The organism is Leptospira bandrabouensis (assembly GCF_004770905.1).
GTDB lineage: Bacteria > Spirochaetota > Leptospiria > Leptospirales > Leptospiraceae > Leptospira_A > Leptospira_A bandrabouensis.
Genome location: NZ_RQHT01000014.1, coordinates 594531 through 611017 on the forward strand (window position 1 = coordinate 594531; position 16487 = coordinate 611017).

The 16487-nt window shown below is 36.9% G+C and carries 16 protein-coding genes and 1 pseudogene; 12 read left to right on the plus strand and 5 right to left on the minus strand.

Going from position 1 to position 16487, the window contains the following annotated elements:
* Positions 1–18: 18 nt before the first annotated feature.
* Complete coding sequence (locus EHR07_RS09950) at positions 19–348, plus strand: DUF1330 domain-containing protein (RefSeq protein WP_135744951.1); 330 nt, start codon at positions 19–21, stop codon at positions 346–348.
* Between the two features lie 70 nt (positions 349–418).
* Here the strand turns inward: EHR07_RS09950 and EHR07_RS09955 are convergent, their stop codons facing one another.
* Positions 419–928: an acyl-CoA thioesterase gene (locus EHR07_RS09955; protein WP_135746245.1), complete on the minus strand. Its 510-nt coding sequence runs from the start codon at positions 926–928 to the stop codon at positions 419–421.
* Positions 929–1013: 85 nt separating this feature from the next.
* On the opposite strand from EHR07_RS09955, the gene EHR07_RS09960 reads away from it, so the two are divergent.
* Positions 1014–2906 (plus strand): putative bifunctional diguanylate cyclase/phosphodiesterase, encoded by a 1893-nt coding sequence (locus EHR07_RS09960; protein ID WP_135744952.1) that lies wholly within the window; start codon positions 1014–1016, stop codon positions 2904–2906.
* Between the two features lie 82 nt (positions 2907–2988).
* Positions 2989–3915 carry a cation diffusion facilitator family transporter gene (locus EHR07_RS09965; RefSeq protein WP_135744953.1) on the plus strand — a complete coding sequence of 309 codons (927 nt, stop codon included), beginning with the start codon at positions 2989–2991 and terminating at the stop codon, positions 3913–3915.
* 8 nt (positions 3916–3923) lie between these two features.
* On the opposite strand, the gene EHR07_RS09970 is transcribed toward EHR07_RS09965, so the two are convergent.
* A complete protein-coding gene (locus tag EHR07_RS09970; protein WP_135744954.1) occupies positions 3924–4580 on the minus strand; it encodes a DAPG hydrolase family protein in 657 nt (218 codons plus the stop codon).
* Between the two features lie 128 nt (positions 4581–4708).
* Between EHR07_RS09970 and EHR07_RS09975 the strand changes: the two genes are divergently transcribed.
* Positions 4709–5365, plus strand: a complete 657-nt coding sequence (locus tag EHR07_RS09975; protein WP_135744955.1) for a TetR/AcrR family transcriptional regulator — start codon at positions 4709–4711, stop codon at positions 5363–5365.
* 30 nt (positions 5366–5395) lie between these two features.
* Here EHR07_RS09975 and EHR07_RS09980 read toward each other — a convergent pair whose 3' ends face one another.
* On the minus strand, positions 5396–6625 hold the full coding sequence (locus EHR07_RS09980) for an MltA domain-containing protein (protein ID WP_135744956.1): 1230 nt from the start codon (positions 6623–6625) through the stop codon (positions 5396–5398).
* A gap of 239 nt (positions 6626–6864) precedes the next feature.
* Here EHR07_RS09980 and rpmH point away from each other — a divergent pair, with 239 nt between their 5' ends.
* The 8 genes and pseudogenes from rpmH (at position 6865) to EHR07_RS10020 (ending at position 13714) form a co-directional block, all read left to right on the plus strand.
* A complete protein-coding gene (gene rpmH, locus EHR07_RS09985) occupies positions 6865–7026 on the plus strand; it encodes a 50S ribosomal protein L34 (protein WP_081431642.1) in 162 nt (53 codons plus the stop codon).
* A 29-nt stretch (positions 7027–7055) separates the two neighbouring features.
* Positions 7056–7358, plus strand: a pseudogene (locus EHR07_RS09990) (ribonuclease P protein component); the annotation flags it as partial.
* Positions 7355–7582 carry a membrane protein insertion efficiency factor YidD gene (gene yidD, locus EHR07_RS09995; protein ID WP_083901907.1) on the plus strand — a complete coding sequence of 76 codons (228 nt, stop codon included), beginning with the start codon at positions 7355–7357 and terminating at the stop codon, positions 7580–7582. The pseudogene EHR07_RS09990 and the gene yidD, both read left to right, overlap by 4 nt.
* Before the next feature lie 3 nt (positions 7583–7585).
* Positions 7586–9541, plus strand: coding sequence for a membrane protein insertase YidC (gene yidC / locus EHR07_RS10000; RefSeq protein ID WP_208739743.1), 1956 nt, complete (start codon positions 7586–7588; stop codon positions 9539–9541).
* A gap of 28 nt (positions 9542–9569) precedes the next feature.
* Positions 9570–10301, plus strand: a complete 732-nt coding sequence (gene jag / locus EHR07_RS10005; RefSeq protein ID WP_135572193.1) for an RNA-binding cell elongation regulator Jag/EloR — start codon at positions 9570–9572, stop codon at positions 10299–10301.
* A complete protein-coding gene (gene mnmE / locus EHR07_RS10010; RefSeq protein WP_135744957.1) occupies positions 10294–11679 on the plus strand; it encodes a tRNA uridine-5-carboxymethylaminomethyl(34) synthesis GTPase MnmE in 1386 nt (461 codons plus the stop codon). Before jag ends, mnmE begins: the two co-directional genes overlap by 8 nt.
* 80 nt (positions 11680–11759) lie before the next feature.
* Entirely contained in the window at positions 11760–12011 is a 252-nt protein-coding gene (locus EHR07_RS10015) for a hypothetical protein (protein ID WP_135744958.1), read from the plus strand.
* A 62-nt stretch (positions 12012–12073) separates the two neighbouring features.
* A complete protein-coding gene (locus tag EHR07_RS10020; protein WP_135746248.1) occupies positions 12074–13714 on the plus strand; it encodes a hypothetical protein in 1641 nt (546 codons plus the stop codon).
* A 27-nt stretch (positions 13715–13741) separates the two neighbouring features.
* Here EHR07_RS10020 and EHR07_RS10025 read toward each other — a convergent pair whose 3' ends face one another.
* Both EHR07_RS10025 and EHR07_RS10030 read right to left on the minus strand, forming a co-directional pair.
* A complete protein-coding gene (locus tag EHR07_RS10025; protein ID WP_135744959.1) occupies positions 13742–14653 on the minus strand; it encodes an ankyrin repeat domain-containing protein in 912 nt (303 codons plus the stop codon).
* Positions 14654–14658: 5 nt separating this feature from the next.
* Entirely contained in the window at positions 14659–16407 is a 1749-nt protein-coding gene (locus tag EHR07_RS10030; RefSeq protein ID WP_135744960.1) for a GMC oxidoreductase, read from the minus strand.
* Positions 16408–16487 lie beyond the last annotated feature (80 nt).

Below are 16487 nucleotides of genomic sequence, written 5' to 3' on the forward strand. Positions count from 1 at the left end.
GGAATTAAAAAATAAATTATGAAAAAAGAAGTATTATCACTAGAAACCATAGTAGGTCTTCAAGTAAAAGACGATGAACTTTATTCAAAGTATAGATCTGAAATGAAATATTTATTAGAAAAATATGAAGGTGGATTTCGGTATGATTTTAAAATCCAAGAAACTTTAAAATCGGAAACAGATAATTCTATAAACCGAGTCTTTTTAATATATTTCAAAAATAAAGAAAGGAAACTTAGTTTTTTTGCAGATCCTGAATACAAAAAAATAAGAGAAACGTATTTTGTTCCTTCCGTTGAAAGTACGACCCAAATTGCCGAATATGAAAGATTTTTAGATTCAAACTAATGAATCATGATTGCGAGTGCTCCGACTAACAATAATTAATTAAAATTTGTTCCAGAAAAAAATCTATCTTCTAAATGATTTTCCTACCGGCTTTGATTTTGGCAGCAAATTCCTTTGCCATTTCAATCCGGAGTTTTCCTTCCGCAAACCTACGTTTCTCTAACTCAGTTTCTAATTGCAAAGGAGGAACAACACAAGGTTTTTTATTTTCATCTAAAGCAACAAACGACAAATAGGCGGTAGTCGCACGAACCATCTCACCAGTATATGGATTCTCACGGTTCACTTGTACACCAACTTCCATGGAAGTGGTTCCGACATAATTTACCATAGCTTTTAAATTTACATGATCACCGATTTGAATTGGAGTAATAAAATTGATTCGATCGATACTAACTGTTACAGCCACACGACCAGAATGCCTCTGGGCTGACATAGCGGCAATTAAATCGATCCAACTCATGATAGCACCACCAAACGCTGTTCCGTAATGATTGGCATCATTGGGAAGTACAATATGCCGCGTTTCTACTGCTGATTCCTGGGGGGACTTTGCTGGTAATGAATTAGGACTCGTCACAATAAGGATATCTTCCTCTTGACCAATTGCCAAGAAAAGGCTTTTTTAAGTATACCGGAGGAGTTCTTGTCGTCTCATAATAACAATGGTAGCAGACAAAAATAAATATGTTTATTGGACCAAATTCCAAAAAGATACAAGTCCTTTACTGCGCCGATTTCTTTTAGCAGCCTCTGGTTTATTTGCCATAGCCTCTGGTTTGCACCTTCTTCCCCTACTTACAAGACAAGGTGAAGTAGATTATCTTTTCTTTGCCGTCGATCTTAGTTTCTCAGTAATTTTGTTTTTAGAATATTTATTAAAGAACAAAGTACCATTAATCATTCGTGTTTTTAGTTTGATCTGCACTACGGTGTTTATTTCAGTATTTTCTTATGTAAGAAGTGGACTTCTCGGAAGTGCAGAAATATCCTTAGCGTTTATCATTGTTTCTTTTTATGTATTTCTTCCTCCAATAGTAAGTTTAGTTTCTTCACTAACCATATCGCTATTACCCGCATTATTCGGTGGTCTCATTTATTTTTCATTCATACGTTTTCCTGATTCCCTTGGTATCAGAAACAATAATCCAAGAGAATGGATTTTTAATTCGATCAGTTTAATTTTGTTTTCTGTTTTAACTGGATTTTTGATCCAAAGACTTCGTTCCAAACTAATTAAAAATATAGTTTATCTCAAAGAATCGAGAAGCAAAATTTTAAAATCTCAAAAACATATCGACAAACTAGCATTTTACGATTCATTAACACATTTACCAAATAGACATTTATTCGACAAATTAATTCAAAATAGAATCAGCTCTGGTGTATCAGAATCCTTACTTCTTTTAATCAACTTAAAAGGATTAAAAGTAATCAACGCGTTACATGGAATCGAATTTGGTGACCAAATTTTAACCTTAACTGGATGTGTTTTAAAGTTATATACGGATGAAAAACAGGACATTTTAGTTGCCAGTTTGGGCGGTGATGAATTTATCATTTGGATTGAAAATTCTACAAAATTAAAAATTGAAACCGCGATTGTAAATTTTGATCTCAATAACAATGAGTTGCTGACTCCTGATCGTTTAGGGCATAGATTACAATACCGAGTTTCTGGACTCCAATTTCCAAATGACGCAACCAATTTAGATGAAATGATTCGAAAACTATCGATTACAATGAACGTAGCAAGAGAGGGACACTTAACAAAGTTAGTTTGGTTCCAAGCAGGGATGGAACTTAAAATAGAAAGAGAACAAAAATTAAAAAACTATTTAGAGAAAGCAGTCAATCACAGTAACTTCAAAATCGCTTACCAGGAAAAAGTGGATATCACTTCCAAAGAGACAGTTGGTCTGGAAGCACTTGCCAGGTGGAGTTTACCTGAATTTGGAGAGGTTTCTCCTGAGGAGTTTATACCCATCATCACCAATTCTGACTTAATTGTTCCATTTGGAAAATGTATTTTCGAAAAGGTAATTTCTCATATCCCAAGGTTATTGGATTTATATGGAAAACAAATTAAAATCTCGATTAACATCTCTCCAATTTTTTTTTTATATCCCAACTTCAATGAATACATCATTCATTATTTGATGGATCATAAAATTGATCCTAAAAATCTAATCTTTGAAATTACAGAAGATGTATTCTTAGATGAAATAGAAACGATTCAAAAAATTGTATTCGAACTTAGATCCAAAGGAATTTCCGTTTCTTTAGATGATTTTGGAAAAGGTTATTCATCCCTGCATTACATGCAAAAAATACAATTTGATGAATTAAAAATTGATAAATCTTTTTTAGATGACATCGCCTGTTCGGATCGAAATTTTCTACTTTTAGAATCTATTTGTCATTTAGCCGATTCTTTAGGACTCAAAACTATCGCAGAAGGGATCGAAAGCGAAGAACAACTACTCCGCCTAAAGCAAACTACTTGCCATGTGGTACAAGGTTACCTGTATTCAAAACCTCAAATTCTATTTGATTGAAGATAACAAAACTTCTATTTGGCTTTGTTTTCTGCTCTTTCTTTAGTTGCAGAGAAAAAACGAATCTAAAAATATATCCCCTATGGGACAAGGTCATAATCATTCTAATCACGACCACCACTCACACAATCATAACCATCTACATTCTACTTCTTCTTCTAAAAATTTGGCGTGGGCATTTGCACTTAACTTAAGTTTTTCTCTCTTAGAATTAGTTGGTGGAATTTATTCCAATAGTATTGCGATTATCTCCGATGCCTTCCATGACTTTGGCGATGCCCTATCTCTGGCTCTAGTTTGGTACTTGCAAAAAATCTCTACAAAACCAAAAGACAATTATTTTGATTATGGTTACAAGCGATTCTCCATTCTCGGAGCCCTGATAATCTCTGTCATTCTATCTGTTGGTTCCATTTTTATGATCATTGAGTCTATCAAAAGATTCATCACTCCAGAAGAGACAAAAGCAAATATTATGTTTGTATTAGCTATTATTGGAGTGGTAGTAAACGGTGCTGCCATGATTCGACTCAACCACGGCAAATCACTCACCGAAAAGGCGGTGTTTCTCCATTTTATGGAAGATATACTCGGATGGATAGCTGTCCTTATCGGAAGTGTTGTTATGATGTATTTTCAATTGCCTTGGTTTGATCCTTTGCTTTCGCTTGCGATCGCTTTATGGATTTTATGGAATGCCTATGGTAACATCAAACAAGTTATGACTGTAATGTTACAAGCAGTTCCTGAATCGGTCGATCGGAATCATCTTATCGAACATTGGGAAAAAATTAAAGGAATTCAATCAGTACATGATATCAAAATTTGGAGTTTGGACGGAAACCATCATGTTGCCTCCTTACACGTGTTAATTAACAAAAATGTAAAACTAAACGAATTCTCAAAGATCAAAGAAAAAATTCGAATGGTTGCATTAGAATTTGATATCATCCATACAACCATTGAATTAGAAACAGACGCCGAACAATGTGAATTACATACTAAATAAATATTCTATTAAATGGTATTTTCATTTTCTTTCTTATAAAGATCTGGCAAAAAACTTTCGAACTGACCCACTTCTTCGATGTTATGTTTGATCCAAAAAAAACCGTGATTTTTATCAAAAAACAAAAACTCAAAGATAGGTCGTAAAAACTTAAAACTAATTCCCTTCCAACCAACAATCAAACAATTTTCATAACGAGTTCCTTCTGGACATTCTTTAAAAGAATATTCCATTCTTGCTATGGGTAAAAACCCATTAAGTTTCGGATTATGTATGAAACCTTCCTCATCTAATTTTTCGATGGGACTGACTACATTCACTAAATAGTTTTTATTCCTTCCCAAGTATTCCACGATTCGAAGTTCCGCACCTGGCCCAACACTACCATCTGGTTTTCTTTTTTCATAACTGACATGTACATGGTCTTCGGGATGCCAAACATGGTAACGATTGTAAATCTTTCCTTCATATTCGATATCACCTTCTAAATGTTGGAACCACCAAACCAACATTTTGGGATACACACCCCTAATAGTATCATGTTTAATCCAGTATTTGACCCGTCCATCGGCCAGTATCTCTCTTCCCGATTCTGCTGAATCTACAGACTTCCGATTCCAGCGAATTTCTAATTTTGGTAATAAACCCAATTTAACTTTTTTCATACTAGCCTCCATGTATAGTAAATACTATACATCAACTATTTCAATGTAAAGTAAATACTATACAAAAAATCAATCGAAAAATTCTGCAGGCGATAAAAAATGAATCCAAACGGAGACTGGCTGAGCCCATGAAACTGACCCTAAAGTTATTACAGAACGAATTTGATTCGTATCAAAATCCGAGTTCAACAAAGGAAAAAGACATTGTAGAAGCGGCTGAAAATGTTTTTTCAGAATTAGGATTTGATGGAGCTACCACAGCGGAACTTGCAAAACAGGCAAACGTTACAGAAAGAACTCTCTTTAAATATTTTCCCTCAAAGAATGATTTATACAGACGAGTTTTATCAGGATTACTATTATCAACGATTGTTCCTGGTCACATGTCAGACCTCAAAGAAAGATTACAAACTCTCAAACCAAACTTTAAAGAATGGTATCTTTCCATTTTAAAAGCAAGGTATACTGCTGTCGCAAAAGAACCTAAAAAATTAAAACTTCTTCTCGGTGCCCTTCTTTTCTCAAAAGAATTTGCAGAGATCTTTGGGAATCTTTGGAAAATCAATTTATACGATACTTCAGTAGAAGCCATTGAGTATTTCCAGCAAACGGGTGAGATCAGAAAGAATTTAGATCCGAATCAAATTGTAAGGGCTTCTTTTAGTTTGGCCGCTAGTTTTTTAATTACTAAATTTGTATTAGCACCCAAATATCCAATTGATCCAGAAAAAGAAATGGAAACTATTTTTTCTATTTTCTATGAAGGAATTAAAAATGAAAAGTAAATGATTCATACCCGAATGGAACATTTACTTTTAGAATTTCTCATTGGATTTGTTTTCTTTATCTAATTGCTTTTCATTTTTCTTTTTTGGGAGTAATAAAATTACCTTTCCTTTGGTTAACAAATTGTTGGCGACCTCTTCCACTCCATTTTCATTTCCCAAATAATAATCCAATCTACCAACACCAGAAATTGCATTACCTCTATCATGAACAAACACCAAATGATGGTTGAGTGACCAATCCTTTGATTGAAAAGATAATAGAACTGGAAATCCCAAAGGAACCTCTTTATCCATAGCAACAGATCGGAAGGAAACCAAACGAATCCCTTGGCTTCCGAATGGACCAAAAACCGATTCGGCAGATTTAGATTTTGAACTCGATAGACTTTCTCTCTCAAAAAAGATATACCTCGGATTTTTAAAAATAGCATCTGAAACTTCTTTAGGTTTTTTTTGGATACAGTCAGAAAGATGATAAGGTTTGAGACTGGGGCATATTCCTTTAAGGAACACAGAAGGACTAATATAATCCTTACCGTTATCGGCAGCATAATTGATACGAAACCTTTCGTTTGTTTCTGTTTGGACCAAAGCAGATCCCTCTAATTGTGCTAAATGTAAGTCTGTCAAACGTATGAAAATGATTGGTTTGGAATATTTTTCCCAAGTAGACTTTTCTTTCCATCTTTCTCTTGGAAAAAATTTGGGATTTTCAACCGAAAGAGAATCCGATGTAGGTGGAGACAAAGCCGGATATTGGAATTCTCCTTCCCGTTTAGTTTTCCCATAAATTCGTACTTCATAATATCCTGTTATAGTAGGTGGCCCTTCCGCTGGACTTAATTCCATCAAGTGAAAATGTTTTTGGATTTTGTTTTGAATTTCTTCATTTGTATTATCGTGTATTAATTGTTGTAATTCCTCTAGAGACTGAAGAACTTCCTCCTTCGAATATTCCGTCTGCGCAAACCGAAATTTTGAATCTTTGGGTGTACGCTTAAAATATAAAATGGATTCATTCAATGCGGAATCTAAACGAATATCTTGTGAAAAATGATTACTTGCAAACGAAACGGATGTTTGCTTTTTTTTAGAATCAGTGAAGATCCCTGACCTTTTTTCAATGTTCGTTGGTTCTGAATTTAGTTCCTCAGTAGCAGCCGATAACCAATAAAGTACGAAAACCAATAGGGAAATTTTGATCCAATGACAAGTGCGTAAGTACATTTTTGAAGTAACTGCCGGTTCGCCTGCCATAGAATTAGGTTTGTTTTTCCACTTTGATTCAGAAAACCATTAAATCAGATAAAGAGATGAATAGGACTCGTTGGGAAAGCCAATACTGTGAACTCTCTGAAAAGTTTTTGCCTTATGTCTCATAAGAATGACCGTGTCCAATCATTTTTCCCAATTCCCCTTGACTTCCATGGGGGTACCAAAAACCTTTCAAAAGACCTCATATTTTTGCGATCATATATAGATTAATTAGGTGTTTCATGAAACGTACATTCCAACCGAGTAAAATTAAACGCGTGAGAACTCACGGATTCCGAGCCAGAATGGCTACCCCAGGCGGACGAAATGTGATAGCCAACAGAAGAAGAAAAGGCCGGGCTAAACTGACTGTTTCCGACGAAAAAATCGGGAGAAAGTTCTAATTTAGGAGCTTCCAGCGGAGACCCTTCGCGACCAAACCAGGATCCAGGAACTTTTTCGTCAGAATCGAAAAATGGGCAGGCCACCGATGCGATGGCTTGTCCGAAAAAACGGCCTTCCGTTTGCCAGTTTTTTATTTTGCCCCGATAAAACTCACAAAACAGCCGTTCTTCGCAACCGTTCGAAACGAATTCTCCGAGAACTGGTCAGGAAATATCTTTCTTCGATACCAGTAGGATACGATTGTGCCCTACTGGTTCAAAAAGATTTTGCGAAACTATCTAAGGAAGACCGAGAGGTGTTGTTCCTTTCGGTACTAAAACAATTCCCATGAATCGGCTGTTTTTGGTTCTTATTTACCTCTACAAAAAACTGCTGTCCCCTCTATTGCCTCCGGCTTGCCGGTTTACCCCCAGTTGTTCTGAATACGCCAAACAAGCGTTTGAAACTTATCCTTGGTATAAGGCGTTTGTTCTTAGTGTAATCAGAATATCTAAATGTCACCCTTATCACGAAGGTGGACATGACCCTTTACCGAAATCCTTTAACAAGAGTTAACTTATGCAAAATGATTCCACTAACAGACAAGGTCGTTTATTCCTCGCTTTATTCCTAAGCTTAGCAGTATGGATGGGGATTAACTATATCTTTTTTCCACCACAACCACCGAAACCAAAAACTGCGGATGAAGTTTCGAACAAAGAAGGTTCCGAAAAAGTAAAACCTAACGAAAGCTCAACGGACACAAAATCTGAAATAAAAAAACCAACTACTGAATCTACAAAGTTAAATCCAGTAAAACCAGAAGACGTAAAAACCTTTTCGTTAAAAACTGATTCTTTCCTCGTCCATTTCTCTAGTTTAGGTGGAAGGATTACAGAATATTATATTAAAGATCATAAAGAACCAGATGGTTCCGAGTTTGTCATTGCAAAAGATCCTAAATTTGAAATTGAGTTTGATGGAAAAACAGAAAAAGCAGTAGAACTCACAAGAGGACAAGGTTTTGACTTCAATATCATTGAAGACAAAGACACCATTCCTTTTTCTGCATACAACTTAGTAAACTTTAGTTCCAGTTACAATGCCGAAACTAAAACAGTAATCTTCGAAGCACCTTCGTTAGATGGAAAATTTTTAATCCAAAAGAAATTTCAATTTTTTCCTTCAGAAAACTATTTCAAATTTCATTTATCCCTAAAAAACAGATCCGCAGAAACTATCAATATTTCTCCATCTAAATCAGATGTTTACTTTAGATCCTTTAGTTCCCTTGGACCAGTTCTTAAGAAAAAAGAAGATTTTAATGACCGTGACAATGCTCACTACTTTCGTTATTACTATTTGGATGGAAGTTTTAAAGACCACGTAGATGGAACCAGCACACAAGGTTTTTTTGATAACCTATTTGGTTCCAATGATGGAAAAGATACTCGTTACGAAATCAAAAAAGGTTCGAATGACAAAGTGGATTTTGTTGGAACGGGAAGCCGTTATTTCATCGGCGTCATTGACCCATTAAATGATAACCCATCTGGAGTCCTCCTTGATAACCGCAAAGGGAATGAAACAGGAGTTCTACTTGTTTATGACAATTGGAAACTAGGACCTGGTGAGGAAGTAAACTTAGATTATGCGGCGTATGTCGGTGTTAGAGAACTTGATGGAACCGCTTTCCGCGATAGCAAACTCGATCCAAAAATCAACAAAGACTCTGTGTTTGCTGGCCTTAGTGATTCTCTCGACAAATCCTTTAACCAAGGGATTACAACTCCACTTCGTAATGGAATTGTTTGGATCTTAAAAAAGATTTATCTCGTCATTCCTAATTATGGTTGGGCAATCGTCATTTTTGCTATCCTCTTCAAATTGGCATTTTATCCGCTGAACAAAAAACAGGCGGAATCGATGAAGAAGATGCAGGAGTTATCTCCACAGATCAAACTCATCAATGAAAAGTATGCGGATGATCCAAAACTCAAACAAGAAAAAACAGTCGAGTTATACAAAAAGAACGGAACCAATCCGATGGCGGGTTGTCTTCCAATGCTCATCCAAATCCCTATCTTTATCGCGCTATATACTGCGTTCTCTGACACAGTGGATCTTTGGAACTCACCATTCTTATGGATCAAAGATTTAAGTGAACCTGATACTGTTTATACAACTCCAAAGTTGGCCTTCATTGGTGCACTCGGAATCAACATTTTACCACTCATCATGGTGGCAACACAAGTAGTTCAATCTAGAATGACAACGGTTTCCACTGATCCAAACCAAAAGATGATGATGTATATGATGCCTGTAATCATGTTATACTTCTTCTGGTCAATGCCTGCTGGTGTGACAATGTATTGGACAATGCAAAACATTCTATCCATCGCACAACAAGTGTATACGAATAAGTTCGGAAAATCGGAAGATAAAAAACCTACTAATAATGGTCCTGAACCAGCAAACAAAGCTTCTACGGTTGCAAGACCTGGGTTTAGAAACCAAAACAAAAAGAAAAAATGAAATCATTGTTTAACAAGGAAGATCACAGATGAATAATTACATTTTCGAAGCCGAAGGAAAAACGAAAAGTGAGGCAGAAGAATATTCTCTCGAAACACTTCGTCTCCAACCAGGCGATTTACGATTCGAAGTAGTTGATTCCGGGAAATCCGGATTTTTAGGAATCACACAAAAAAAACCAGCCGTTGTACGTGCGTTTGTTGCTAACAACGATATCCCTTCCGAAAAAATTATCCACGGAGTGATCATTACCATTTTGAAAAAAATGGGAATTCCCGCTGAGGTTGTTGGAATGGGTGATGTAGATGGAAAAATCTATGTCGAACTTACCAGTAAAGAATCTGGACTCATCATTGGTAAAAGAGGGGGCACTTTAGATTCTCTTCAATTCCTTCTTAACTTAATGGTTGATCCAAAAATTCGTCATAACCGAAAAATCGTTTTGGATATTGAATCATATCGCGACAAACGGGAGTTATCTCTCATTCGATTGGCAAAATCCGTTGCTGCATCCGTAATCAAATCTGGAAGATCCAAACTACTCGATCCAATGAATCCATTCGAAAGAAGAATTGTGCACATGGCAATCCAAGATGACGAAAGAGTATTCACAAGATCGGAAGGAAACGGAACTTTTAAAAGAGTTCGTGTCATCTCTGCAAAAGAAAAACATAAATACAAAGATTTGGAAGATCCATCTAAAAAAGGCCTTCCAGTAGAAGACTTTGCAGACGGAGTAGACCAAGAAGATCTTGATTGATACCATTGCGGCATTGTCCACTGCCCAAGGACCCGGAGCGATTGGCATCCTTCGGGTATCGGGCTCTGCCGTATTGCCAATTGCCCTTGCCGTTCTACAAAAGAATGGATCTCCCCTTACTGAAGAATTTATAAAAAACCAAAAACGCACTGCTATTTTCTGCGATTTTTTCTCTGCCGATAAACCATTAGACCAAATTGTATTTTTCTATTTTCCTTCACCTAACTCATACACAGGGGAAGATTTAGCAGAGTTTCATTTACATGGAAATCCAATTCTACTCAAACGTGCCCTACAAATTCTTTTTGATAAAGGAGCAAGGCCTGCACAGAAAGGTGAGTTTACAAAACGAGCTTACTTAAATGGAAAAATCAATTTATCGGGAGCGGAAGCCATCGGGCGACTCATAGAAGCACGCTCTCGGTATGAACTAGAATTAGCTCAAAAAAACGTATTTGGTGAGATCACAAAATTAAGTTCCAAAATCAGAAGTGATCTCATTTCACTCAAAGCCGAATGTGAAGCAGAAATTGATTTTTCAACCGAAGACTTAACTTTTGAAAGTTTAGAAGAAAGAAAAAATAGAATGATTTCTTTGAAAAATCTCTGTTCCAAATTAATCAAAGATTCGGAACGGGCAGAAACTTTAATTTTACAATCTACAGTTGTTTTATTTGGAGAACCAAACACTGGTAAGTCGAGCTTGATGAACTTACTGATTGGAAAAGATAGATCCATAATTTCAGATATTCCTGGCACCACTAGGGATTATATTGCAGAAGAACTGAGTTTGGATGGAATCCCGATTCGACTTGTTGACACTGCCGGAATTAGAGAAACATCAGATAACATTGAACAGATGGGTATTGAAAGAAGTAAACGGGAAGCCGATAGCGCCAATGTAAAATTGCTTCTTATCGATGCTTCCGCACCGTTCGACAAAAGTTCGTTTTTAACAAAACATAAAGAGAGACTACGAGGAGCCATCCTTGTTGCCAATAAAATAGACGAAAAACATAAAGATTGGAACCGAAACCAATTCGAGGAACTAGAGAGTGAATTCGAATTAGAATTCACGGAAATCTCCTGTAAAACCAAAGTTGGAATCCCCCATTTATTAGAACTCTTAAAAACAAAACTTATTTCTAAAGATAACTCTGAAGACGTAGTTTTGTTAGAAGATAGGCAAAGATTCCATATTCAAAAAATCGAAACTAGTTTATCGGAAGCAATTCGGCTTATGGAAGACGGAGCACCTGCGGAAATTTATATCCAGGAAATCAATTCCTCACTCAAAGAAATTGGTGAAGTTAATGGTCATGTGGATAATGAAGAAATCCTCGGGAGAATTTTTAGCAAATTTTGTGTGGGTAAATAATTCACAAAAAACTCAAAATTTGCGATTGTCTATTCTTCCGAATAGTATCTAATAGGTCCACATTCCATACGAGGTAAAAAATGAAAAAATTTCTTGTGATTCTCTCTCTTTTCTCTTTCAGCACTTTTGGTCTGTTTGCACAAACAGAAGCAGACGAAGAGCCTACAATGCAAGCTGAAGAAGCTTCCGAAACCGTTAAACCTAAAAAAGAAAAAATGAACAACAAAGACGGTGAGAAAAAAGAGAAAAAGAATAATAAAAATGGCGAGAAAAAGGCTAAAAAAGCTAAGAAAGCCAAAAAAGAGAAAAAAGCAAAAAAAGACGCTGAGTAATCTTAGCATTTTTGATTTGAAAAACCCCTGGATTCAGGGGTTTTTTTATGCCTAAAAATAAAATGAAACCAATCGCAAAAACTACCACCTACTTTTCGTTAGCTCTATTTTTACTATTTGTTATTTCCTGTTCCAGTTCCAATGGAAAAGACTTGGAAATTTCAAATTTAAATCCAAACCCTGTCAGATTCCAATTCAAACTCAAATCCATTCCAAAGGAATTAAAAGGGGAAAGAATTTTTTACACACTTAAATTTTATTCCTGTCCCGATATCCAGGCTAAAGACTGTTATACTCCAGTTTCTATAAAAACACACAAAGCCACAAAACCACTGCAAGGACTCACAGACCAGATGACTTTTCAAGAATCGATTCCCAACCAGTGGACACATCTTTCCATTCGTTTAGAGGGAATCGAAAAAGTTTACGGGAAATATTCACCTGGACACAATCCATTTTGGATTCAAAATTCGGATTCATTTTTAAAAAATCCATACATCACTCATGAGTTTATTTTTGTTAGCCAAGAGAATTTAATTCCCGATCGCAAACAAGAAGAGTTAGCAAGTAAGTTTGCACCCATCCTTGTCTTTCATAAAGATAAAAAATACTTACCAACTAACATAGAAAAGTATGCAGACTTCTTTCAGCCAAAAGAATACACACTTCCGAATAAAGACATTCGTCGCAAATCCCTTGGGGGGACCACTTGGAACTATGTGGAATTTCCAGACCTAAGAGAATCAGGTAAACAAACCCATTTGTATTATCATGTACGTTACGCCAAATCAACTGTATCGGGAACACAAGATATAGCCTTACCAGGTTTTAGAGATAATGGAAACTATTGGTATGATTTTGGAAACGGCGACATGGTTATTTCTTATTGGATTTGGTATGATTGGAATGAAGGACCAACCAAGTTCGGTAACATCCACCAAGGGGATTTAGAATCTTATGCTCTGCTTGTATCAAAAGAAGGAAAACCAAAACGAATTTTACTTACTGGCCATGACCATATCCTACTTGATACTGATTTTCGTAATATCAACTCCTTAAAAAACCATCCCATTCTATATGTGGCAAAGGGGAATATGGGTTCCGATGGAGGAAATCCTACATCAGCCTATGGTGGTTATACGGTAAAACTTCACGCAGGGAATGCCCTTTTTAATTATATTTCTGATCCCTGGGATGTATTTCCAAGTTTTGATCCTGAAAACTCCATTCTTATCATTCCCAGAGACTTATCCGAAAAAGATTTAACGAGTGTTAAAATTGGCCCAGGAATTATCGATAAACCAAAACAAACCAGTGAAAACTCTGAAGACAACCAACACAGTTCCACTCGTTATGTAGATGCCAGGAAAATGATCAAACAAAGAATTGAAAGACTAGTTGCTTGGGAAGAACCTGGTTGGGTGGGGTTACCTGCAGACAAAGATCCTGACGGCCACCATAAAGTAGATCCAAGGTTATCCTCTTTTTTCCGATTTCAAGGAAGACTCGGAAAACATCCACGATCCGATTTAAGGATTAGAGAATTACACCAATACGGCGAATCTCCAGAGAATGCTCCTTTCAAAACCAATGTAGAACAACATTATACTTTTGAAAGTCCCAAATCAGAGAGATCCTATTCGGACCGAGAAGGAAACTATGGACCAAAATTTATAGGGAATGATTCCACCCCACAAAAGTAGTTTGATTCACATATAAAATAGGTCAGATCAAATTAGATCAACTAACTTTGCTTTGGTTAGTTCTTCTGGTTTGAAAGGTTTTTCTTTTCGAATGTAATCAATCATTTCTTCACGGCGTACATACCCGGCACCGAGGATTGCTTTTTGAATCACAAAGTCTTTCCAGGTTTTAAAGGAGTGACCAAATTTTTCACGGTCAAGTAACCTAGTGATTGATTCTTCGTTTTCTCCCCAAACAAAGGGATTGGCACCGGCATAAAGAAGGTCTGTCAAACATTCCACCGCATCAGCCGAAGCAGATAAAAATAAGGCAGTATTCCCCAATTCGTCTTTTATTTCTAATGAAACATTCCCTTCTTCTAAAAGATAAGAACATAACGCATGTAAGTTTCTTTCTGCTACCAAGTGGAGTGCAGTTTTCCCTTCCCGGTCTTTGTGATGAACCACTTCCGGAAACTTTGAAAGTAGCCCTTTCACTACCTCCAACCGATCTTCTACAACCGCTTCTAAAAATACCGATCTCCCTTCTTCATTTCGTAGGGAAACTATCTCTTCGGTTAATGAATCAACAAGAACCTCCAAAATTGATTCCGCCGACTCAAGGACTGCCAAATGAAAGATTGTATTCCCATGTTTATCCCTGGTAAGAAGGTGGTTAGAGTTTTTCCAAACAGAAACAGTATCCACTAAGATTTGGAGAAACGACTCTTTATTTTGATTTAGTACATCAAAGACTACGTTTCCTGGTGTGCTGTAAGGAGATAATGGATCAGCACCTTTTTGGATGGCATGACGGAAAAGCTCAGCACTCTCCATCTTCAACATCCAAGAGAGCGCATTCGTTCCATAGGAATCTAATTCATTAGGATCTGAACCAACACTGATCGCAACATCCCAGTCTTCAATACTACCTGATTTGGCTATGTCTATCAAACTCATTTAGGTTATGATACGCGTTTCCTCACAGAAGTCGATTTTTTAACAGAAGATTTTTTAGGGACCGATCCAAGAATCTTATCGAAACCTTTTTTAGTTTCAAATGTTAAAAATTTAGTGGCTGCTTTGTCTTTCGTCGGCACAAAACTCATTGCACGTTCGGATAGGGCTGTGATGGTCAAACTTGGATTCACTCCTAAGTTTACGGTAAGCATGGATGCATCGCAAACTCGTAAGTTTTCATATCCATAAACTTTGTTTTCCATATCGATCACACCACGTTCTGAAGAATCAGCCACAATACAACCTCCCATAATATGTCCAGTGACTGGTGCGCTCAGTAGTGTATCATTTAAGGAACTTCTGGGAATTCCACCAACAATCTCTGCCAATTTTCTTGTAAAAGCATTGGCGATCGGAATATAAGTTGGTGTAGGTTCGCCAGTGGAAAGAGCGGAAGTGATGGTTCTTTGGAAAGGCCAAATGATTCTTCTTTTACGTACAAGTCGTACGCTATTGTCAACCGTTTGCATGACAAGTAAGATGATCGAATTTTTTGCAAAGCCAACTGGGTTATGAGCTTTTAAAAAGTAAATGGGATGGCGAAGCATAGTCCAAAAAAATTTAAGAGGTCTTGGAAACTTTCCTCCTCCATCGGTCATCACACTCGCAAGAACACCGAAAAAATCAGATCCTTTGGAATAACGAACCGGCTCTATATGAGTATTTTCGTCAGGATGGACCGAAGAAGTAATGGCAATTCCCCTCGAATAATCCGCACCTTTGTTTGCAGGTACTGTGACTGGAAGTACGGTTTCACTATTCGTTCGAACCGTATCACCTAACTTCTCAGATAAACGAATCATTTTGTTTTCTTGTTGCATCTTAAGTAGTAAACCAACGGTTCCCATAACCCCGGCAGACAAAACCACTTGCTGTGAACGAAATTTTCTATTCGGATAACCAAACCAACCTGTTGTACTCTTAGTTTCCAATTCATAACCAAACTCTCCACTTGCCTCTGGATCAGGTAGGCCTTTTTCATTGAGTGGGATTAGAGAAGTGACTTTGGTTTCAGGTAGGATGACAGCACCTAACTTTTCAGCTAAGTATAAATAGTTTTTATCCAAAGTGTTTTTTGCATTGTGACGGCAACCCACCATACAACCACCACAGAAATTACAAGGATCACGATCAGGGCCATCACCTCCAAAAAATGGATCTTTAGGATCTTTTTTGTTTCCAAAATAAATTCCTACAGGGGTCCTTCGAAAGGTTTTTTCTTTGCCAAATGTTTTTGCTGTTTCTAAAAGAAGGTGATCTGGTTCCCAAAGTTGTGGGTTTTCTGTCACTCCCAACATGTGCTTAGCAACATCATAATATGGTAATAGAGCTTTTTCCCCACCCATTTGGGAATACAGAGGTGAATTTAAAACTTTGGAAGAAGGAACATATAAAGTACATGCATACACCAAGGAACCGCCGCCCACACCAGATCCACTTACTAGTAAAAAATCATTGAGCAAATTGATTCTCTGAATTCCATAAAAACCTAACTTGGGCATCCATAAGTATTTTCGAAGGCTCCAGTTGGTTTTAGGAAAGTCGGTAGATTTCCATCTTTTTCCGGATTCGATCACTAAAACTTTATAACCTTTCTGTGATAACCTGTAAGCAGAAACAGAACCGCCAAAGCCGGAACCGACTATAATAAAGTCATAATCGAAATTTTGTTCTTTTGGAATGGATGGACTCATGGTTCGTTTTTCCTTGTTTGTGGTGAGTAAGCGAAACCGAGTCTGCAAAGGAATTCGATTTCTGTCAATTCGCTCTTATC